The sequence below is a fragment of the Methylobacterium sp. CB376 genome (assembly GCF_029714205.1).
GTDB lineage: Bacteria > Pseudomonadota > Alphaproteobacteria > Rhizobiales > Beijerinckiaceae > Methylobacterium.
Window position 1 is genome coordinate 2,414,335 of sequence record NZ_CP121648.1, and the last position, 19,380, is coordinate 2,433,714.

Annotated in this window: 20 protein-coding genes; 12 read left to right on the forward strand and 8 right to left on the reverse strand. The window is 73.9% G+C overall.

The features are described 5' to 3' along the window. The first annotated feature begins 124 nt into the window (after positions 1-124). The gene (locus QA634_RS10815) at positions 125-1,417 is read left to right on the forward strand and encodes a multidrug effflux MFS transporter (RefSeq protein ID WP_012332005.1); all 1,293 of its coding nucleotides are present in this window, start codon (positions 125-127) and stop codon (positions 1,415-1,417) included. A gap of 21 nt (positions 1,418-1,438) precedes the next feature. Here the strand turns inward: QA634_RS10815 and QA634_RS10820 are convergent, their stop codons facing one another. Beyond that, a complete protein-coding gene (locus tag QA634_RS10820; RefSeq protein ID WP_012332006.1) occupies positions 1,439-1,666 on the reverse strand; it encodes a hypothetical protein in 228 nt (75 codons plus the stop codon). 173 nt (positions 1,667-1,839) lie between these two features. Here QA634_RS10820 and QA634_RS10825 point away from each other — a divergent pair, with 173 nt between their 5' ends. Continuing rightward, a complete protein-coding gene (locus QA634_RS10825; protein ID WP_012332007.1) occupies positions 1,840-2,334 on the forward strand; it encodes a DoxX family protein in 495 nt (164 codons plus the stop codon). Between the two features lie 163 nt (positions 2,335-2,497). Here the strand turns inward: QA634_RS10825 and QA634_RS10830 are convergent, their stop codons facing one another. The 3 genes from QA634_RS10830 to QA634_RS10840 form a co-directional block, all read right to left on the reverse strand. Then, on the reverse strand, positions 2,498-3,448 hold the full coding sequence (locus QA634_RS10830; RefSeq protein WP_012332008.1) for an alginate O-acetyltransferase AlgX-related protein: 951 nt from the start codon (positions 3,446-3,448) through the stop codon (positions 2,498-2,500). Between the two features lie 45 nt (positions 3,449-3,493). Further along, on the reverse strand, positions 3,494-4,654 hold the full coding sequence (locus QA634_RS10835; RefSeq protein WP_012332009.1) for a PAS domain-containing protein: 1,161 nt from the start codon (positions 4,652-4,654) through the stop codon (positions 3,494-3,496). A 377-nt stretch (positions 4,655-5,031) separates the two neighbouring features. Further along, positions 5,032-5,709 (reverse strand): LuxR C-terminal-related transcriptional regulator, encoded by a 678-nt coding sequence (locus QA634_RS10840; protein ID WP_043701070.1) that lies wholly within the window; start codon positions 5,707-5,709, stop codon positions 5,032-5,034. A 179-nt stretch (positions 5,710-5,888) separates the two neighbouring features. Between QA634_RS10840 and QA634_RS10845 the strand changes: the two genes are divergently transcribed. The 10 genes from QA634_RS10845 (at position 5,889) to QA634_RS10890 (ending at position 15,855) form a co-directional block, all read left to right on the forward strand. Continuing rightward, a complete protein-coding gene (locus tag QA634_RS10845) occupies positions 5,889-6,092 on the forward strand; it encodes a DUF4089 domain-containing protein (protein WP_012332011.1) in 204 nt (67 codons plus the stop codon). Further along, positions 6,089-7,474, forward strand: coding sequence for an AtzE family amidohydrolase (locus tag QA634_RS10850; RefSeq protein WP_012332012.1), 1,386 nt, complete (start codon positions 6,089-6,091; stop codon positions 7,472-7,474). Before QA634_RS10845 ends, QA634_RS10850 begins: the two co-directional genes overlap by 4 nt. 12 nt (positions 7,475-7,486) lie before the next feature. Then, positions 7,487-7,912, forward strand: coding sequence for an oxalurate catabolism protein HpxZ (hpxZ, locus tag QA634_RS10855; RefSeq protein ID WP_012332013.1), 426 nt, complete (start codon positions 7,487-7,489; stop codon positions 7,910-7,912). A 197-nt stretch (positions 7,913-8,109) separates the two neighbouring features. After that, positions 8,110-9,045 (forward strand): hypothetical protein, encoded by a 936-nt coding sequence (locus QA634_RS10860; protein WP_043702224.1) that lies wholly within the window; start codon positions 8,110-8,112, stop codon positions 9,043-9,045. Positions 9,046-9,072: 27 nt separating this feature from the next. Beyond that, entirely contained in the window at positions 9,073-10,440 is a 1,368-nt protein-coding gene (locus tag QA634_RS10865; RefSeq protein WP_012332015.1) for an 8-oxoguanine deaminase, read from the forward strand. A 5-nt stretch (positions 10,441-10,445) separates the two neighbouring features. Continuing rightward, on the forward strand, positions 10,446-12,086 hold the full coding sequence (locus QA634_RS10870; protein WP_012332016.1) for an ABC transporter ATP-binding protein: 1,641 nt from the start codon (positions 10,446-10,448) through the stop codon (positions 12,084-12,086). Continuing rightward, the gene (locus tag QA634_RS10875; RefSeq protein WP_012332017.1) at positions 12,076-13,164 is read left to right on the forward strand and encodes an ABC transporter permease; all 1,089 of its coding nucleotides are present in this window, start codon (positions 12,076-12,078) and stop codon (positions 13,162-13,164) included. Before QA634_RS10870 ends, QA634_RS10875 begins: the two co-directional genes overlap by 11 nt. Further along, positions 13,161-14,087, forward strand: coding sequence for an ABC transporter permease (locus QA634_RS10880; protein ID WP_012332018.1), 927 nt, complete (start codon positions 13,161-13,163; stop codon positions 14,085-14,087). Before QA634_RS10875 ends, QA634_RS10880 begins: the two co-directional genes overlap by 4 nt. A 25-nt stretch (positions 14,088-14,112) precedes the next feature. After that, positions 14,113-15,195, forward strand: a complete 1,083-nt coding sequence (locus QA634_RS10885) for a BMP family ABC transporter substrate-binding protein (RefSeq protein WP_012332019.1) — start codon at positions 14,113-14,115, stop codon at positions 15,193-15,195. Between the two features lie 378 nt (positions 15,196-15,573). Continuing rightward, complete coding sequence (locus QA634_RS10890; RefSeq protein WP_012332020.1) at positions 15,574-15,855, forward strand: hypothetical protein; 282 nt, start codon at positions 15,574-15,576, stop codon at positions 15,853-15,855. 151 nt (positions 15,856-16,006) lie between these two features. Here QA634_RS10890 and QA634_RS10895 read toward each other — a convergent pair whose 3' ends face one another. From QA634_RS10895 to QA634_RS10910, 4 genes are all read right to left on the reverse strand, one after another. Then, on the reverse strand, positions 16,007-16,498 hold the full coding sequence (locus tag QA634_RS10895; RefSeq protein ID WP_012332021.1) for an NUDIX hydrolase: 492 nt from the start codon (positions 16,496-16,498) through the stop codon (positions 16,007-16,009). A 167-nt stretch (positions 16,499-16,665) separates the two neighbouring features. Then, complete coding sequence (locus tag QA634_RS10900) at positions 16,666-17,127, reverse strand: MarR family winged helix-turn-helix transcriptional regulator (protein WP_012332022.1); 462 nt, start codon at positions 17,125-17,127, stop codon at positions 16,666-16,668. 157 nt (positions 17,128-17,284) lie between these two features. Further along, on the reverse strand, positions 17,285-18,688 hold the full coding sequence (gene selA / locus QA634_RS10905) for an L-seryl-tRNA(Sec) selenium transferase (RefSeq protein ID WP_012332023.1): 1,404 nt from the start codon (positions 18,686-18,688) through the stop codon (positions 17,285-17,287). A 228-nt stretch (positions 18,689-18,916) separates the two neighbouring features. Further along, a complete protein-coding gene (locus QA634_RS10910) occupies positions 18,917-19,264 on the reverse strand; it encodes a hypothetical protein (RefSeq protein ID WP_012332024.1) in 348 nt (115 codons plus the stop codon). Between the last annotated feature and the right edge of the window lie 116 nt (positions 19,265-19,380).

The window sequence follows — 19,380 nt, forward strand, 5'->3', positions numbered from 1 at the left end:
TCGGATGGGGGAGCCTCGGACGGGGGGCCTGAGGCAGGGCTGGCATGTCGCTCCCCGCCTTGCCGGGGCGGGCCGCCTCCGGCATCGCTCCGCCGCCGGCGCGCCGCCGGCGGCGGAGCGCCCCATGACGGCTGAGCCAAGCAAGGATTCGACGCTTATCCCCGCGCGGGTCATCGCGCCGAAGCCCTGGACCGGCCCCAGCTTCGTCGAGTTCGTGGCGCTCACCGCCTTCGTGATGGGGCTCACCGCGGTCACCATCGACAGCTTCCTGCCGGCCTTCCCGGCGATCGCCCGCGACTTCGCCCTCACGGACCCGAACCGGCCCCAGCTCCTGGTCTACGTCTACATGCTGGGCTTCGGGCTGGCGCAGATCGCCTACGGGCCGCTCTCGGACTCGGTCGGGCGCCGTCCGGCCCTCATCGGCGGCACCGTGATCTACCTCGCGGGAAGCGTGCTCGCCATGCTGGCGCCGAGCTTCGAACTCCTCCTCCTCGCCCGGGCCGTGCAGGGGGTCGGCGGCGCCGCCGGGCGCATCCTGGCGGTCGCCATCGTGCGCGACCGCTTCGAGGGGCGCGACATGGCCCGGGTCATGTCCTTCTGCATGATGGTGTTCCTGATCGTCCCGATCCTCGCCCCGGCGATGGGCGGCGTCCTCCTGGAGGTCGGGCACTGGCGCCTGATCTTCGGGGCGATGCTGGCCCTCGCGGTGGTGGCGCTGCTCTGGTTCGGCTGGCGCATGCCCGAGACCCTGCACCCGGCCTATCGGCGGTCCCTGCATCTCGGGGCGGTGGCGGGCGGCATCGCCACCGTGGCGGCGACCCGCGCCTCCCTCGGCTACGCCACGGCCTTGGGCCTGCTCACCGGCTGCATCATGGCCTATGTGGGCTCAGCCCAGGCGATCTTCGACACCGGCATCTACCAGCTCGGCCGCCTGTTCCCGGTCGCCTTCGGGCTCATCGCGGGCGCGATGGGCGTCGCCACCCTGATCAACGCCCGGCTCGTGCGCCGCTTCGGCATGCGGCGCCTCTCGCATGGCGGCCTCGTCGGCCTGTGCGGGATGGCGCTGCTGCAGCTCGGCCTGATGCTCGCCTTCGCGGGGCGGCCGCCGCTGCCGCTCCTGATCCTCACCCTCGCCGGCTGCCAGTTCCTGCTCAGCTTCGCCATGCCGAACTTTAACGCGATCGCCATGGAGCCGCAGGCGGCGATCGCCGGCACCGCCTCGTCCTTCATCGGCTTCTACACGACCCTGCTGGCGGCCTTCTGCGGCCTCCTCGTCGGGCAATCCTTCAACGGGACCGTGATCCCGCTCGGCATCGGCTACTGCGTCCTCAGCGGCGCGGCCCTCGCGGTGGTGCTCTGGACGGAGCGCGGCCGCCTGTTCGGATCGGGCGCGATGTCCCACCCGGCCCGCGGCTGAGGCCGGCCCGGGCGGGGCGGCTCAGGGCTGCTCGAAGCGCACGCCGACCTGGTTCGGCTGGCGCCACATCACCCGGCACGGCGCCTTGTCGCGCCGGTACTTCAGCGTGAAGGCTTCCGGCAGCGCGTAGGGGTTGTCGACGATGATCACGGCTCCGGCCTCCGTGATGGATTCCAGGCTGACCGGGATCGACTGCTCCGTCTCGAGGATGATTTGGGCCTTCTTACTGACTAAGGAGGAGGTGAGCATGATCTATCTCTCTTTCGCCAGGATGCGCGCATGACGATAGGTAAGTGATAAGGATCTCAAGTAAACGATGCATGAAAAGCGACCCGCGTGCGCCGCCGCCGGGAGCCGCCGCCCGTTAACGGGCCCTTGAGGCGGGCGGGCGAGAATGGCGCCGGAGAAGCGGGGATCGGCGCATGGCTGGCGAGGGACGCAATCGCGACGGGATCCTGCTCGCCGGGCGCGTGCTGCTCGCCGCGGCGCTGCTCCCGCCCGGGATCGCCCGGGCGCTGAACCCTTCGGGCTTCGCCCTGACGCTCGCCTCGGTCGGCATGCCGGCCCCGCACGCGGTCGCGACCGGCTCGGTCATCGTCACGATCTTCGGGCCGCTCGCCCTCGCCCTCGGCGTGCTGCCGCGCCTGACCGGGTGGACGCTGGCGGCGCACACGCTGGTGATGGGCCTGCTGCTGCACCGGTTCTGGGACTTCACCGGCGCCAGCGCGCTCATCGAGCGGGAGCTCTTCCTCGCGCAGGCGGGCCTCGCGGGCGGCCTCCTGCTCGCGGCGGCGGCCGGGCCCGGGGCGTGGAGCTGGGAGGGCTGGCGGCAGGGGGCCCGCACGGCCCCGCCGCCGGCTCCGGCCGCGAGGAAGCGCGCGGCGCCTCGTCCCAAGGCCGCCCGGGCGGCGGCCTGATCCGGGATCCGGTCGATCGAAGCGGATCCCGGATCCCGAGCCCGCGGCGGCGCGTGAGCCCGCGCGGCGCGTGAGCGAAGCCCCGATCGGCCATGCCGAAGGGACCAAGCGGATCGGGAATGACGGGCGCCCGACGGCGTCGCGCCGGCGCGCGGTCGGGCGATCAGGCGGAGGCCGGCTGAACCAGGCCCTTGCGCTCGCGCACCAGCCGGGCGAGCACTGCCCGGTGGAAGCGCTTCGGCGGAAGCCGTGCCAGGAAGCGCTCCGCGAATTCGCTGACCACCACGTCGGGCCTGACCTTCCGCAGGTATTCGTAGTCGATCCCCGGGGTCCACAGGAAATGGACCTCCCGGAAGGTCTCGGCCAGCATGCCGGTGAGAAAGCCGCTATAGACCTCCCAGCGGAAATGGGAGCACGAATCGCCGAACAGGACGATGCGGCGCGGATCCGCGGCGGGCGAGTCGTTGCTGAAGACGATGTGCGTGCCGAGATGGAGTTCCCCCACCCGGTCCATCGCCTCGAAGTCGCGCACGAGGTCGCTCGCGTAGACCCGCGCCGCGTCCCGCTGCAGCGCGTGCGGCACGAAGCTCTCGAAGCGAAGCGGGGTCAGCTTGTCGCCGAGGTCGCCGCAGAGCGGCTTCTCCGGCAGGGTTCGGTCGAGGCGGAGATCCTCGCGGGGCGCCACGCCGAGGCGCCGGCAGAGCACCTCGTAGGCGATGTAGCAGCCGGCATGCGTCCAGTGGCTGTCCGTGCGGAAGTAGAGCTGCTGCGCGTCCCGCTGCGCCCGCAGCGGCCCGACGAGGTCCACGTAGGCGCCCGCGGCGCCCGACCCCGCCAGCCAGCGGCGCAGGCGGTGCGCCGGGGAGGCCTCGACATCGACGGCGAGCCCCTTGGTCAGGTTGTCGTAGATCGTCAGCTTCTCGGGCACCACGACGTGGAGATAGCGGATCCCGAGGCGGCGGCAGCGATCGGCGCGCTCGACGACGACCCGGCGCCAGCGCCAGTCATGGGCCCAGCTGCGCCAGGAGCGCCTGTACTGGGCGAGGACGTCGTTGTTCCCGCCGACCAGGAACAGCCAGCCGTCCCGCCCCTCGTGCACCATGCCGCCGTCCACGATCGACCCTCCGCCGGGGCTCCCTGGCGCCCCGCCATGGCGCGGTCAAGGCAGCGGCGACGCGCGCCCGGTGACATCCGCCACGACGCCGGCGAGGCGCGCCTCGCCGCGGGCGTTGCGCACGAGGCCGCCGCGGCAGGCGAGGCGGCGGGGCCGCTCGGCCGGCGCGCGGCTGCGGTAGACGAGATCGACGTCGCCCCCGCCCCGCAGGGCGCGTTCCAGGGCCGCGACCAGGCGCGGCCCGTCCGCGGGGTCGAGCCGCGCCACCCACGCGTCGAGCGGCTCCTCCTCGGCCGGCCCGCCCCGGGGCGCGGCCTCGCCGGGCGGTTCGATCCGGTCCGGCGGCGGCTGCGACCAGCACACCGACCGGGTCTCGGGGTCGAGCTCCCAGGCGGCGAGGCCGGCGGCCGTGAGGGCGAGCCGCAGGCCCTCGCTGCGGGCGCGCTGCGCCTCCTCGGCCGTCTCCTGCTCGTGGATGTCCGACAGCGTGCCCACCCATTCGCGGATGCTGCCGTCGAGATTCTCGATCGGGATGCCGCGCGCCAGCATCCAGCGGTAATGCCCGCCCCGGTGCCGGACCCGGTAGGCGATCTCGAGGGGCTCGCCGGTGCGCCGGGCCTGCGCCCAGGCCTCGGTGGCCCGGCCCCGGTCTTCGGGGTGGAGCGCGTCGAGCCAGCCCTCGTCGCGCAGCCGGTCCTCGGGCTCGCCGGTCCGCGCGGTCCAGCCGAAGCTGCGGATGAAGCGTCCGTCGGGGCTCGCCCGCCACTCGATGGCGGCGCTCGCCTCCACGAGGGCGCGGTAGCGCTGCTCGCTCTCGCGCAGGCTCGCCTCGGGGTCGGGGACGGGATTGCGGGAGGTCGCCGGCGTGATCCGCGTGAAGGTCGGCTCGTAGCGCCCGAGCGGCAGCTCGATCCGCACGCTGAGGGGGCAGGCGGGATCCTCGTAGATCTGCTGCAGCACCTGGCGCAGCCGCCGCGCCTCCACCCGCACGATGGCGTCGGTCGCCGGATCGAAATTGGCCGGCCGGCCGAGGGCGTCCGTGGCGATGGTGTAGGATTTCAGCAGGCTGCCGCGTCCCGCGAGGCTCTCGCCCACCACGTAGGACAGGAAGGTCGAGAGCTGGGGCGACTTGCGCAGCTGAGGCTGCTGCAGCAGGAGGGCGAGCGCGGCCCGGATGGCGTCGGATCCTATCGCATCCTGGTCCATCGCCGCGCTCTGGCCTTCGTCCCGCCTCATGCTCCGCGGCGCACACCGCCCGCCGCCGGCTCGCGGTCGACCGGTGACCCGCCTTGTCCCATGCGGGGACGGGTAGCACAACCAGAACGTATCATACGGTCGGTACTGTCGGCCTGGATGCGGGCGGGCTCGCGCCGGAGGGCGCTCCGGGAGTTAGCGCGAGGCGGGGCGGATGGTTCCGGCGCGCCGCGGGTGGGGGCAGTCGCGGCGCCCCGACGGCCTACAGCCTTCGGGCGCCGGAGCGGCGCAGCTCATGATCCCCGCGGACGCACCACCGGTCCCGGACCCGACCGTGCGGAGAGGATCGGCGGCCCGGAGCCGCGCGCCGGGCGGGCCGCCCGGACCCGTCAGCCGGACAGGAGCCGCGCGCCCACCACCGCGGCGGCGGCGCGGTTCTGCACGCCGAGGCTGCGCAGGAGCGCCGCCATGTGCACCTTCACGGTGCCCTCGCCGAGCTGCAATTGCCGGGCGATCTCCTTGTTCGACTTCCCCTCGACGAGCAGGGCCAGCACGTCGCGCTGCCGCGGCGTGAGTTCGACCGTGCGCCCGGGGCGCAGGCTCTCCGAGTCGGGCGCGGCGCGCGGCGCCGCCGGGCGGGCCGGCCCGTCGAGCACCGCCAGGGAGGGCGGCACGTAGATCTGCCCGTCGAGGATCATGCCCACCGCCCGGGTCAGTTCCGAGGAGCCGAGCCCCTTGGGCACGTAGCCGTGCACGCCCACTTCCAGGGCCGCCAGGATCTTGTGCCGCTCGCTGGATCCCGAGACCACCGCCACCTTCACCCACGGGAAGCACTCCCGCACCGCGCTCAGGCTGCCCGGCCCCTCCATGCCCGGCATCGCCAGGTCGAACAGGGCGAGGGTGATGCCGTTCGCCCGCTGGGCGAGCTGGTCCAGGGCTGCGTCCAGCGACCCGGTCTCGACGACCTCGCCGAAGCCAAGGCTCCGATTGAGGATCGCCACCATCGCCAGACGGAAGAACTCGTCGTCGTCGGCGATCAGGGCCACGGGCGCCGTCTGTTGAACCATGCTCAGATCTTTCATCTCCCTGGGCTGTTGTATGGGCAGGAGGGGCATACCGTCCATAGTGTCGCGTCTTCCTCCACCGGGACGATGGCTGCGGCGGTGCCGCATCGGGATCCGGCGGGAGATGGTCCGTCCCTTGCTCCCGGGGGCGGCGGAGCAGGCGATCCTGCAGGAGGCATGCCGTGACCGAGACCCCGCCCCCACCCGCGGCGCTCGCCGCCTACCTGGACGCGGCCGCGCCGCTCCTCGGCCTCGATGTGCGGCCGGAATGGCGCGAGGGCGTCCTCGGCCACCTCGCGACGCTGCTGGCCGCCGCCGCGCGAGCGGCGGGGCATCCCCTGCCGGACGAGCTCGAAGCCGCCCCGGTCTTCGAGGCCGCGCCGTGACGCCGGACTTCGCCGCCGCCATCGCGGGGCGCGTCGCGCGGCGCGAGCTCGGCGCCCGGGCGGTCGTCGCGGCCGCCCTCGACCGCATCGCCGCGCTCGACCCGCGCGTCGGCGCCTTCACGGACGTGACCGCCGCGCGGGCGCTCGCCGCCGCGGAGGCGCTCGACGCGCGGCTCGACCGCGGCGAGGCCGCGGGTCCCCTCGCGGGGGTGCCGTTCGCGGTCAAGAACCTGATCGACGTCGCGGGATTGCCGACCCGGGCCGGTTCGCGCATCAACCGCGAGCGGGTGCCGGCCGCCCGGGACGGGGCCCTGGTGCGGCGCCTCGAGGCGGCCGGGGCGATCCTCGTCGGCGCCCTCAACATGGGCGAGTACGCCTACGACTTCACCGGCGAGAACGTCCATGACGGGCCGAGCCGCAACCCGCACGCCCTCGCCCACATGAGCGGCGGCTCGTCGGGCGGCTCGGGGGCGGCGCTCGCCGCGGGCCTCGTGCCCCTCACCCTCGGCTCGGACACCAACGGGTCGATCCGGGTCCCCAGCGCCTTCTGCGGCGTGTTCGGCCTCAAGCCGACCTACGGCCGCCTCACCCGGGCCGGCAGCTTCCCCTTCGTCGGCAGCCTCGACCACCTGGGTCCGATGGCGCGCAGCGTCGCCGACCTCGCCCTGGCCTACGACGCCATGCAGGGACCGGATCCGGAGGACCCGGTCGCGACGCGGCGCCCGCCCGAGCCCGTCACCCCGCTCCTGGGGCGCGGGGCCGAGGGCCTGCGCGTCGCGGTGGCGGGAGGCTACTTCGCCCGCGGCGGCGACCCGGAGGCCTTCGAGGCGGTCGCCCGGGTCGCCCGGGCGCTCGGCGCCGACGCCACCGTCGAGATCCCCGAGGCGGCGCGCGCCCGCGCGGCGGCCTACCTGATCTCCGCGGCCGAGGGCGCCGCCCTGCACCTCGACCGGCTGCGCGCGCGCCCCGGGGATTTCGACCCGGCGGTGCGCGACCGGCTCCTCGCCGGCGCCATGATCCCGGCCCCGCACGTCGAGCGCGCCCAGCGCTTCCGGCGCTGGTACGCCGGGGCGGTGGCGGAGGTCTTCGCCGGCGTGGACGCGATCCTCGCCCCCGCAACGCCCTGCCGGGCGCCGCGCGGCGGCGAGACGGTGCTGGTCCTCGACGGGGTCGCGATGCCGCTGCGGCCGAACCTGGGCGTCTTCACCCAGCCGATCTCCTTCGTCGGCCTCCCGGTCGCGGCGGTGCCGGTCTGGCTCGACGACGGCCTCCCCCTCGGCGTTCAGGTCATCGCGGCGCCCTGGCGCGAGGACGTGGCCCTGCGGATCGCCCACGCCCTCGAACAGGCCGGCGTCGCGCGCGCGCCGGTCGCCCCGCTCTGAAGGATCCCGCCGATGCCGCTCCCCGCCGATCCGGACGCGCGCGCGGTCGACGACCCGGCCGTGAAGGCCGAGGTCGAGGCGGCCTTCGCCGCCTACGAGGCCGCCCTGGTGTCGAACGACGTCGCCACCCTGGAATCCCTGTTCTGGGACGATCCCCGCACCATCCGGTACGGCGGGGGCGAGAACCTCTACGGCATGGACGCGATCCGGGCCTTCCGGCGCGCCCGCTCGCCCGCCGGCCTCGCCCGGACCCTGGCGCGGACCGTGATCACCACCCACGGCCGCGACTGCGCGACTGCCATGACATTGTTCTTTCGTGCCGGAAATCCGGGCATGGTCGGGCGCCAGAGCCAGACTTGGTGCCGCTTCGCGGATGGGTGGAAGGTCGTCGCGGCCCATGTGAGCGTCATTCCCGATCCCAACCCCGCCGGAGACTGATCCATATCTGTGTCACGACTGCACCATGCCGGGATGGCCGCGGCCGGGGCGCGGATCGTGGCACGGACGTTGCCCTGACCCTGGGGAGTGACGCAGGGGAATGGGAGACGGGGATGGTCAAGCGGGGGCTCGTGGCGCCGGGGCTTGTGGCGCCGGGGCTTGTGGCGCCGGGGCTCGTGGCGCCGGGGCTCGTGGCGATGGCGACCGGCATCGCCATGCTGGCTCAGGCGCAGGCGGCGGACGTGCCGGCCAAAGCGCCGGTCGCGCCGGCGCCGGTGCCGGACTCGATCTTCCTGTTCGCCGACACTCAGGTGAGCTACCGCTACGTCTTCCCGGCCTCGGAGCCCGGCATCCCGAACCGCAAGACCGCCGACCCGCTCGACGGGCGCGGGATTCCCAAGCACGTCCTCAACATCTCGCACGCGGATGCCTGGGCCTACGGCACGAACTTCTTCTCCCTCGACATCCTGAAATCCGGCTCGCAGGACCCGTCGGGCTACGCCTTCCCGCGGCTCGGCATCGCCACCGGAATCGGCGCGACCGAGGCCTACGGCCTCTACCGCGGCACCCTCTCGGGCAACGCGCTCAGCAGCAGCAAGGCTTTCGCCATCCCGGGTGTCGTCAAGGACGTGTCGATCTCCTTCGGCGCCGACATGAATTCGAAGAACACGTCGTTCGGCTCCGAGAAGCGCCTGATGGTGGCGGGCGTGAGCTTCGCCTTCGACGTGCCGGCCGGCTTCATGAACCTCGCGGTCCACGCCTCGAAGGAGTGGAACCGCAACGGCATCGTGCCGCTGCCGGCGCGCGACGTCGAGTTTCAGGTCACGCCGGAATTCGAGCTGGTCTACAACTTCCCGCTCGATTTCACCGGGCTGCCGCTCAGCCTCGCGGGCTTCAACAACGTCGTGCTGCCGAAAGGCAGGGACGGCTTCGGCGCCAAGACCGTCACCGAATTCCTGTCGCGCACCAACCTCGTCCTTGATGTCGGAAAGCTGATCTACGACAAGCCGAACCGCGTCAACGTGTTCGTGGGCTTCCAGTACTGGCGCAACAAGTTCGGCAATGACCAGAGCAGGGTGCCCGGGTCCGAGGAAAAAGCCTTCCTGGCCGGCGTCGCGTTCCATATCTTCTGAGGGTTGCGGCGGATCGCGGGGACCGGGATGCAGCGGGACGACACGGGGGCGGGCGCGCGGCTCTGGCTGCGCGACCCGCTGGCGATCCTGGCGGAGGGGGCCGGCGGCGGCCTCGTGGTGCAGGGCAGCCGCATCGTGGAGCGGGTGCCCGCCGGAGGCGCGCCGGCCGTGCCGGCCGACGCGGCGGTCGATTGCTCGCGCCACGTGGTGATCCCCGGGCTCGTCAACACGCACCACCACGTCTTCCAGACGCTGACGCGCGCCCATCCGGCGGCGATCAACAAGCCGCTCTTCCCGTGGCTGAAGGCGCTCTACCCGATCTGGGCGCGGCTCACCCCGGATTCGTTCCGGCTGGCGACCCGGCTCGCCTACACGGAATTGCTGCTCTCGGGCTGCACCACCGCGGCCGACCACCACTACCTGTTCCCGCGGGGGCTCGAGGCGGCGGTCGACATCCAGGTCGAGGAGGCGCGGGCCCTCGGCATCCGCGCCTGCGTGACCCGCGGCTCCATGAGCCTGTCGGAGAAGGACGGCGGCCTGCCGCCCGAGAGCGTGGTCCAGGACGACGACACCATCCTGGCGGATTGCGAGCGGGTGCTCGGGCTGTTCCACGACCCCGCGCCGGGCGCGATGGTGCAGATCGCGCTCAGCCCCTGCTCGCCTTTCGCGGTGACCAAGCGCCTGATGCGCGAGACGGCGGCGCTCGCGGCGCGGCACGGGTGCCGGCTCCACACCCATCTGGGGGAGACCCGCGACGAGAACGCCTACTGCCTGTCCGCCTTCGGGCAGCGGCCGGTCGACTACCTGGAGGAGGTCGGCTGGCTCTCCTCGCGGACCTGGCTCGCCCACGGCATCCACTTCGACGACGGGGAGGTGGCGCGGCTCGGGCGAGCGGGGGTCGGCATCTGCCACTGCCCGACCTCGAACATGACCCTGGCCTCGGGCTTCTGCCGGACCTGCGAGCTCGAAGCCGCCGGGAGCCCGGTCGGGCTCGGGGTCGACGGCTCGGCCTCGAACGACGCGTCGAACCTGATCGAGGAGGTGCGCCACGCCGTGATGCTGAACCGGCTGACCTACGGGGCCGAGAGGGTGACCCATCGCGACGCCCTGCGCTGGGCCACCGAGGGCTCGGCGGGCTGCCTCGGGCGCCGGGACATCGGCCGCCTGGAGGAGGGCTGCGAGGCGGACCTCGCCCTCTTCACGCTCGACGAGCTGCGCTTCTCCGGCGGGCACGACCCGCTCGCCGCCCTGGTCCTGTGCGGCGCGAGCCGGGCCGACCGGGTGATGGTGGCGGGCCGATGGCGGGTGATCGACGGGGCGCCGGTCGGGCTCGACCTGCGCGCCCTGCGCGAGGCCCACGGCGACGCGGCCCGCTCGCTGTTCGGGGCCGCGTGACCGGCATGGCCGAGGCCACCCCCCTGTTCGGCGCCTACGGGATCGTCAAGCGGTTCGGCGCCTTCGCGGCCAATGACGGCGTCGACCTGGAGATCCGCGCGGGCGAGATCCACGCCCTGCTCGGCGAGAACGGGGCCGGCAAGTCGACCCTGATGAAGATGCTCTACGGCCTCCTGGAGCCGACCTCCGGGGCGCTGACCCATCGGGGCGAGCGGATCCGCATCCCGAGCCCGGAGGCCGCTCGGGCGCTCGGCATCGGCATGGTGTTCCAGCACTTCTCGCTGTGCGAGAACCTGACGGTGATCGAGAACATCGCGCTGGTGATGCCCCGCAGGTTGGCGAGGGCGGCCCTGCGCGGGCGGCTCGCGGCGGTGACGGCCGCCTACGGGCTCCCGCTCGATCCCGACCGGCCGGTCTGGTCGCTCTCGGCGGGGGAGCGCCAGCGCATCGAGATCGTCCGCTGCCTCCTCCAGGATCCGGTCCTCGTCATCCTGGACGAGCCGACCTCGGTGCTCACCCCCGGCGAGGCCGAGGGCCTGTTCCGGGTGCTGGAGCGGCTGCGCGACGAGGGCAGGGCGATCCTCTACATCTCGCACAAGCTCGACGAGGTGCGCCGGCTCTGCAGCCGGGCGACGATCCTGCGCGGCGGCAAGGTGGTGGGCGCCTGCGACCCCCGCCGGGAGAGCGCCCGCTCCCTCGCCGCCCTGATGGTCGGCGAGCAGGTGGCGGAGGTGCGCCCGCCCGCCCGCCCGCCCGGCGCCCGCGCGCGCCTCGTGGTCGACGGCCTGTCGCTTCCCGCCCCGGGCCTCCACGGCACGCCGCTCCGCGACGTCTCGCTCCGCGTGCGCGAGGGCGAGGTGGTGGGGATCGCGGGCATCGCCGGGAACGGCCAGGCCGAGCTCTTCGCCGCCCTCTCGGGCGAGACCCTGGCCGAGCGCGCCGATTCGGTGCAGGTCGACGGGGCGCCGGTCGGGCGGCTCGGCATCACGGCCCGGCGGCGGCGCGGTGCCGCCTTCGTGCCCGAGGAGCGCAACGGCCACGGCGCGGCGCCGGACCTCGGCCTGACCGACAACGCCATCCTGTCGCGCCACGCCGATGCGGGGCTCGCGCGGGCCGGGTTCCTGCGCCTCGGCGCGGCCCGCGCGCTGATGCAGGCGATCGTCGCGGCCTTCGACGTGCGCAAGGCCGGGCCCGACCCGGCCGCCCGCACCCTGTCGGGCGGCAACCTGCAGAAATTCCTGGTCGGGCGCGAGATCCTGGCCGAGCCCGGGATCCTCGTCATCAACCAGCCGACCTGGGGCGTGGACGCGGCGGCGGCGGCGCGCATCCGCCAAGCGCTGCTCGACCTCGCCGGGCGGGGCGCCGCCGTCCTCGTCATCAGCCAGGACCTCGACGAGCTGTTCGAGGTGGCCGGGCGCATCGCCGTGCTGCACGAGGGCCGGCTCTCCCCCGCCCGGCCGGCGGGCGACCTCACCCGCGAGGCGATCGGCCTGATGATGGGCGGGGCCGCCGGCCCGGAGGTGCAGGCCCATTCGGGCGACGCCCGCGAGGCCGAAGCCCGCACGGGCGGTGCCCATGCGGGCGGTGTCCACGCGGGCGGTGCCCATGCGGGCGGTGCCCGCCAGGAGGATGTGCGTGCGCCTTGACCTCGCTCCCCGGCCGCGCCGCTCGCGGCTCATGGAGGCGCTGAGCCCGGCCCTGGCCTTCGCGCTCGCGGTGGCCATCGGCGGCCTCGCGGTGGCGGCGATGGGCCGCTCGCCCGCGGCCGCCTTCGCGATCTACTTCGTCGCCCCGCTGACCGAGTTCTGGTCCCTGCAGGAGGTGGCCCTGAAGGCGGCGCCGCTGGCGCTGATCGCGACGGGCCTCGCCTTCTGCTACCGGGCCAATCTCTGGAATATCGGCGCCGAGGGCCAGTTCGTGATCGGCGGGCTGGCCGGCGGGTGCATCGCCGTCGCCACGCACGGGATCGAGGGCGGGCCGCTCGGCACGTCCTGGATCCTGCCCGCGATGCTGGCGGCGGGCACGCTCGCCGGCATGGCCTACGCGCTGATCCCGGCGATCCTCAGGGTCGCCCTCGGCGTCTCGGAGATCCTGACCAGCCTGATGCTCGTCTACGTCGCCGAACTCCTGCTCGACTACCTCGTGCGCGGGCCCCTGCGCGACCCGGCGGGCTACAACTTCCCCCAGAGCGTCGGCTTCGACGACGCGGCCCGCCTCGCCCCGCTGATCGAGGGCGAGAACCTGCACGCGGGCGTGCTGATCGCGCTGGCCGTCGTGCTCCTCGCGGTCGTCGTCCTGTCCCGCACCCTGTTCGGCTTCCGGGTGCGGGTGGTCGGCGCCGCGCCGCGGGCGGCGCGCTTCGCCGGCTTCAGCGAGGCGCGGCTGACGCTGGCGGCGTTCGCGGTCTCCGGCGGCGCGGCGGGGCTCGCCGGCATCGCCGAGGTCGCCGGCAGGATCGGCCAGCTGCAACCCTCGATCTCCCCCGGCTACGGCTTCACGGCGATCATCGTGGCCTTCCTCGGCCGGCTCTCGCCGATCGGGATCGCCCTGGCCTCCCTCGTCATCGCCCTCACGACGATCGGGGCCGAGGGGGCGCAGATCGCCCTCAAGCTGCCCCTCGACCTCACCCGCGCCTTCCAGGGCCTGCTGCTCGCCCTGGTCCTCGGCGCCGACGTGCTGGCGCGCTACCGGGTGCGCCTCGTGCCGGGAGGGCGTGCGGCGTGAGTCTCGACCTCGTCCAGATGGTGCTGTTCACCATCGTCACCGCGTCGACCCCGCTCCTGCTCGCCGCCACCGGGGAACTCGTGGCGGAGCGCGCGGGCGTGCTCAACCTCGGCGTCGAGGGCATGATGGTGCTCGGCGCCGCCCTCGGCTTCGCGGCGGCGGTGGAGAGCGGCTCGACCCTGGTCGGGGCGCTCGCCGGCATCGCGGCCGGCATCGCCCTGGCGGGGCTGTTCGCCCTGCTGACGATCGGTCTCGCCGCCAACCAGGTCGCCTCCGGGCTCGCGCTCACGATCCTCGGCCTCGGCCTCTCGGGGCTGGTCGGGGCGCCCTATATCGGCCTCAAGCGCGAGGCGGCGCCGCACCTGCACCTGCCCCTGCTCTCCGACCTGCCGGGCATCGGCCGCCTGGTCTTCGGCCAGGACGCCTTCGTGTACGCCGCCGCCCTCCTGGTCGCCGGGGTCTGGGTCTTCCTGTGGCGCACGCGGGCGGGCTTGGCGCTGCGGGCGATCGGCGACGACCACGCCGCCACCCACGGCCTCGGACTGCCCGTGCGGCGGGTGCGGCTGCTCGCGGTGCTGTTCGGGGGCGGCTGCGCCGGGCTCGGCGGCGCCTACCTGTCCCTGGCCTACACGCCGTTCTGGGCGCCCGCCATGACGGCGGGCCGCGGCTGGATCGCGCTCGCGCTGGTGGTCTTCGCCTCCTGGCGGCTCGGGCGCCTCGTCGCGGGCGCGCTGCTCTTCGGCGGCGCCACGGTGCTGCAGCTGCACGCCCAGGCGGCCGGCATCGGCCTGCCGGGGCAGGCCCTCTCGGCGCTGCCCTACCTCGCCACGATCCTGGCCCTCGTCATCCTCTCGCTCGGCCGGCGGGCCGGCGGCTCGACCGCCCCGGCCTCGCTCGGGCGCGTCTTCATCCCGCCGCGCTGATCCGCGGCCTCCCAAGGAGCACGTCATGAAACGGATCGTCCAGGGCGCCCTGCACGCGGCCGCGGCGGGCCTCGTCGCCCTCGGCCTCGCCTCCGCGCCCGCGCGGGCGGCCGACAGGCTGAAGGTCGGCTTCGTCTATGTCGGGCCGGTGAGCGATTACGGCTACTCCTACCAGCACGACCAGGGCCGCAAGGCGCTCGAGGCCGCCCTCGGCGACAAGGTCCAGACCACGTACCTCGAATCGGTGCCCGAGGCCGACAGCGAGCGCGCGATCGAGAGCCTCGCCCGCTCCGGCCAGGACCTGATCTTCACCACCTCGTTCGGCTTCATGGAGCCGACCCTCAAGGTCGCCAGGAAATTCCCCAAGCTGAAATTCGAGCACGCCACCGGCTACAAGCGGGCGCCCAACGTCGGCACCTACTCGGCCCGGTTCTACGAGGGCCGCTACGTCTGCGGCGAGATCGCCGCCAGGATGACCAAGACGGGCGTGCTCGGCTACATCGCCTCCTTCCCGATCCCCGAAGTGGTGAGCGGCATCAACGCCTTCATGCTGGGCGCGCAATCCGTGAAGCCCGACATCAAGGTCAAGATCGTCTGGGTCAACACGTGGTTCGATCCGGGCAAGGAGGCGGAGGCGGCCAAGGCGCTGCTGGCCCAGGGGGCCGACATCCTCTCGCAGCACACCGACTCCGCGGCGCCCCTGCAGGAGGCCGAGAAGCAGGGCAAGCTCGGCTTCGGCCAATCCTCCGACATGATGCGCTTCGCGCCCAAGGCCCAGCTCACCTCGATCGTGGACGATTGGGGGCCGCACTACGTCGGCGCCGCCAAGGCGGTCCTCGGCGGAACCTGGAAGAGCGCCGATGTCTGGGACGGCATGAAGGAGGGGGCCGTGGTGCTCGCCCCCTTCGCCAACATGCCCGACGACGTGAAGGCCGCCGCCGAGGCGCGCACGAAGGCGATCAAGGACGGCAGCTTCCACGTCTTCACCGGCCCGATCACCAAGCAGGACGGGACGCTGGCCGTGAAGGCCGGGGAGGTCGCGCCCGACCCGATGATCCTGGGCATGAACTGGTACGTGAAGGGGATCGACGACAAGCTCCCGAACTGAACCGTTCCCCGCGGGCGCGGACCGGGAGACGCTCCGGCATCGGGGCCCCCGACGTCGGCGCGGCCCGGCCCCGCGGTACCCCGCCCCGGGCAACCGGTCGCCGTCGCAGGTCCCGGCGCGTGCGCGGGCGCACAGGCCGGGTCGTCGGCGGCGCGGCCCGGGGGCCGGCCCGGATGCCGCGGACCTCGCGCAAGGGGTTGGCGCGACAGCGTTGTGCGCGGCGGGCGTGCCCCGAGGACCGACCCGGGCGCGACGGAACTGCCTCAAACTTGGCCAGCGATTGCCTTACGCTGGGTCAAGCAGCCTTCCCGAAGGGCGGAACCGCTCCTATCTCGACCGGTTGAGGGGCGACCCGCTCGACGGGGAGGACAGACGATCATGCGCGCTTCACTTCTTGCCGGCGCCGCGGCGCTCAAGCTGGCGCTCTCGGCCGGCACCGCTCTCGCCCAGAGCTACACGGCCCCGGCCGGTATCCCGCCCGCCACGGCGCCCGGCGGCCTCAGCGGCGCCGCGGGCTGGCGCAACGCGGCGGAGGCGATCGATTCCGGTCAGGGCATCGCGGTGCGCGGCGGCTGGGCCGACCGCGACGTCGCGACCGGCGCCGCGGCGGCGCGTCCCCCGCGCGCCCATCGCAGCGGGTTCGGCGGCGTGGAGGAGTGATCCCGCCGGTCATGTCCCGTGACCGCTGGGTCGGGTCTCGAATGCGCCGCCGCGCCTTCGGCGTGGTGTCGCCCATTCGAGAGGGTCGACGGCCCGATGCGTCGGCATCCCGGGCCGTTGACGTGAGCGGGCCCCGGCCGCCCGCGCGAGGCTAACCGCGCCGCTTGCCGCGCTTCTTCTCCCGGCCGGCGGCGGCGCGGATCAGGGCGGCGAGGCCGGGCTCCGTCACGGCCTCGGCCGCGTCCGAGGGGCTGAACCAGCGACCGTCGCGCTCCTGCTGCTCGGGCCAGGCCTTGAGCTGCCGCCTGACATGCAGGGGGAAGACCTGCACTTGGCACAGGACCGTGTCCCGGCTCTTGAGGCGCTTCTGGTAGAGGTAGCTGCCGAGCGCGTGCTTCTCGACCCGGCCGATGACGCCGGCCTCCTCGTAGGCCTCGCGGGCGGCGGCCTCGTGATTCTTGAGGCCCTTCATGGGCCAGCCCTTGGGGATCACCCAGCGGCGGGTCTCGCGCGACGTGATGAGGAGCACCTGCGCGCCGTCCGGCCCGTGGCGCAGCGGCAGCACGCCGACCTGCCGGCGCGGAGCCTCGGCGCCTTCCACCCAGCCGGTGAGCGCGGCCGTGAGGTTGCGCAGACTCTTCATCCGGCGCGCGGGCCCTGCACGGTCCGGTCGGCGGGAGGCGGGACAGGCATCACGAGGGTGGCGAGACCGTGCGGGGGTGACCGGGGCGCCGAGGCGGCGGCCCCTCCATAGGCGCGGCCCCGGGGGGGACTCAAGCCGAATTAATTTCCCGGCAAACTATCTCGCCCTCAGGCCTCGGCGCCGAGGGTCGTGATGAGGTCGTCCAGCCGGATCCGGAGCTCGGCAATCTCGGCCTCGCTCATCTTGAGCTGGCGAACGATCTCCTGGCGCACCGCCACCGCCTCGTCGCGCAGGGCCAAGCCCTCCGGGGTGAGACTGATCTCGACCTCGCGCTCGTCCTGCTGGCGGCGGGTGCGGCGCACGTAGCGCGCGGATTCCAGCCGCTTGAGCACGGGGGTGAGCGTGCCGGAATCCAGGCGCAGCCGCCGGCCGATCTCCGACACGGTCAGGCCGTCCGTCTCCCACAGCACGATCAGGACGAGGTATTGCGGATAGGTGATGCCGAGGCGCTCCAGCAGGGGCCTGTAGCACTTCGTCATCCGGTGCGAGGCCGCGTAGAGCGCGTAGCAGAGCTGGTTGTCGAGGCGGAGCGTGTCAAAGCCCGACACGATGGGCTCGAGAGACGTCATTCGTCACACCATACTGTCGCGCGCGGGCACCGCGAGCCTGCCGCGCCGGTCAAGAACTCGCGCGCGCAAAGGGAACGCATACCACGAACTCGACGGTCGAAGAACCGCGCGCGGGTCATTTTTGCCCGGAATATAACACGTCGATAGCCTTTTGGTCCTAGAACGGACGGAGTAGGATCTGGTCCGCGAAGGCATCCGCGTCGTCCAGGGTGCGCAGGTCGAGGCGGTAGGCCCCCTCCGCGACGCGCCCGAGCACCGGGACGGGAAGCGCCCGGAACCGCGCCGCGAGGCGCTCGGGCCAAGCGCCCGCCCCCTTGCCGGAGGTGCCCGCCCCCTTGACGGAGGCGGGACGCAGGACGAGGGCGGCGCTCGGCAGGCTCTCGACCGGCAGCGACCCGGAGCCGACCTGGCTGAGGCAGGGCTCGACCGCGACGCGCGCCTGCGCGCCGAGGGCCCGCGCCACGATCGGGGCCAGGGCCTCGGCCTGCGCCCGGATCTCCGCCTGGGGGCGGGTCAGCAGCCGCAGGGTGGGCAGCCGCTCGCGTAGGCGCTCGGGCTCCCGGTAGAGCCGCAGCACCGCCTCCAGGGCCGCGAGGGTCATCTTGTCGACCCGCAGCGCCCGCTTCAGCGGGTCCCGGCGCAGCCGCGCCACCAGGTCGGCGCGGCCCGCGACGATCCCGCACTGCACGCCGCCCATCAGCTTGTCGCCGCTGAACAGCACGAGGTCGGCATCGGCCAGCGCCTCGCGGACCACGGGCTCGCGCGGCAGGCCGTAAGCCGCGAGGTCGACGAGCGCGCCGCTGCCGAGATCGACGCAGAAGGGCAGGCCGCGCTCCCGGCACAGGGCGTGCAGCGCCGCGGGATCGGGCGCGGCCGTGAATCCCTGGATCGCGTAATTGCTCGGATGCACCCGCATCACCAGGCCGGTGCGCGGCCCGATCGCCGCCGCGTAATCGGCGAGGTGGGTGCGGTTGGTGGTGCCGATCTCGACGAGGCGGCTGCCGGCCCGGGCCATCACGTCCGGCATCCGGAAGGCGCCGCCGATCTCGACCAGCTCCCCGCGGGAGACCGGCACCTCCCGCCGCCGCGCCAGGGCCGTGAGGACGAGGAGCACCGCCGCCGCGTTGTTGTTGACGACCGTCGCCGCCTCCGCCCCGGTGAGGCGGCAGATCAGCGCCTCCGCGTGGGCGTCGCGCTCGCCGCGGCGCCCGGTGGCGAGGTCGAGCTCGAGGTTGGTCGGCCGGGTCATCGCGGCGACGACCGCCTCCGCCGCCTCGCGGGGCAGCAGGGCCCGGCCGAGATTGGTGTGCAGCACCGTCCCGGTGAGGTTGAAGACCGGCCGCAGCGAGGGCGTGAGCCACGCGTCGAGCCGCGCGCCGACGGCCTCCGCGAGGGCGTCCGCGGGCGGGGCGGGCAGCCGGGCCTGCCGGATCTCGCCGAGCACCGCCCGAACCGCCTCGGTCACCAGGGTGCGGCCGTGCGCGGCCGCGCGCCGCGCGAGGTCGGGATGGCCGAGGAGGCGCTCGACGGCGGGCAGGCGGGCGGGGGAGGGGGCGTCCACGGGGGCGGTCAGGCGGCGACCCGGCCCCCTCCGGGACGGCGCTCGCCCCGAAGCGGGCCGCATTCCGGGAGAAGGTCGCGTCCATCGGCTCGCTCCGGGCGCCCTCGGCGCACCACGCCGCGCGGAGCCGGCACGCCTGCCCGAGCCAGCGGATCAGGCCCCGCCGCTCGGGCCCAGGGCATATCTGGAGAGGGGGCGGCCGCCCGCAAGGGCCGGTCCGCCTCCGCGTCAGCGGCGGCCGTCGAGGGGGCGGATGCGGCGCTCGACGAGCGGCCGGCCGACCTTGCGCTCCACGATCACGGTGCGGGGGCCCCGCATGCCGCTGCCGGTGCTGATGATCCGCTCGGGCGCGCGATCGGATTTCGGCTTGACGGCCTTCAGCACGTGGGGCCGGACCTCGTCCGGCGGCAGGCCGATCAGGCCGGCGGCGATCTCGACCTGCTGCTCGATGTCGTCGGCGAGATCCTGCGCCGCGGCCACGGCCTCGGCGACCGTCGGCGGCTCCTTGCGGACGCGGATCGGCGGCAGGGGGCGGTTCTTGTCGGTCGGCTTCTTCACGGGGCGGCCCATCGTCATGAGGGGGGTTATAGCGCGTCCGCGCCGGATTTTGCAGTGCAGCACGACGATCCGGGCGCCGGCGACGCCGCGCGCCCGCCCGGACAGGCCGCCTCGGTCGGCGCTATCGGCCGTGC

Coding starts and splice junctions, on each gene's coding strand:
- QA634_RS10815 (WP_012332005.1), top strand. CDS start 125: ATGACGGCTGAGCCAAGCAAGGATTCGACGCTTATCCCCGCGCGGGTC.
- QA634_RS10820 (WP_012332006.1), bottom strand. CDS start 1,666: ATGCTCACCTCCTCCTTAGTCAGTAAGAAGGCCCAAATCATCCTCGAG.
- QA634_RS10825 (WP_012332007.1), top strand. CDS start 1,840: ATGGCTGGCGAGGGACGCAATCGCGACGGGATCCTGCTCGCCGGGCGC.
- QA634_RS10835 (WP_012332009.1), bottom strand. CDS start 4,654: ATGGACCAGGATGCGATAGGATCCGACGCCATCCGGGCCGCGCTCGCC.
- QA634_RS10840 (WP_043701070.1), bottom strand. CDS start 5,709: ATGGTTCAACAGACGGCGCCCGTGGCCCTGATCGCCGACGACGACGAG.
- hpxZ (WP_012332013.1), top strand. CDS start 7,487: ATGCCGCTCCCCGCCGATCCGGACGCGCGCGCGGTCGACGACCCGGCC.
- QA634_RS10860 (WP_043702224.1), top strand. CDS start 8,110: ATGGCGACCGGCATCGCCATGCTGGCTCAGGCGCAGGCGGCGGACGTG.
- QA634_RS10865 (WP_012332015.1), top strand. CDS start 9,073: ATGCAGCGGGACGACACGGGGGCGGGCGCGCGGCTCTGGCTGCGCGAC.
- QA634_RS10870 (WP_012332016.1), top strand. CDS start 10,446: ATGGCCGAGGCCACCCCCCTGTTCGGCGCCTACGGGATCGTCAAGCGG.
- QA634_RS10885 (WP_012332019.1), top strand. CDS start 14,113: ATGAAACGGATCGTCCAGGGCGCCCTGCACGCGGCCGCGGCGGGCCTC.
- QA634_RS10890 (WP_012332020.1), top strand. CDS start 15,574: ATGCGCGCTTCACTTCTTGCCGGCGCCGCGGCGCTCAAGCTGGCGCTC.
- QA634_RS10895 (WP_012332021.1), bottom strand. CDS start 16,498: ATGAAGAGTCTGCGCAACCTCACGGCCGCGCTCACCGGCTGGGTGGAA.
- QA634_RS10900 (WP_012332022.1), bottom strand. CDS start 17,127: ATGACGTCTCTCGAGCCCATCGTGTCGGGCTTTGACACGCTCCGCCTC.
- QA634_RS10910 (WP_012332024.1), bottom strand. CDS start 19,264: ATGACGATGGGCCGCCCCGTGAAGAAGCCGACCGACAAGAACCGCCCC.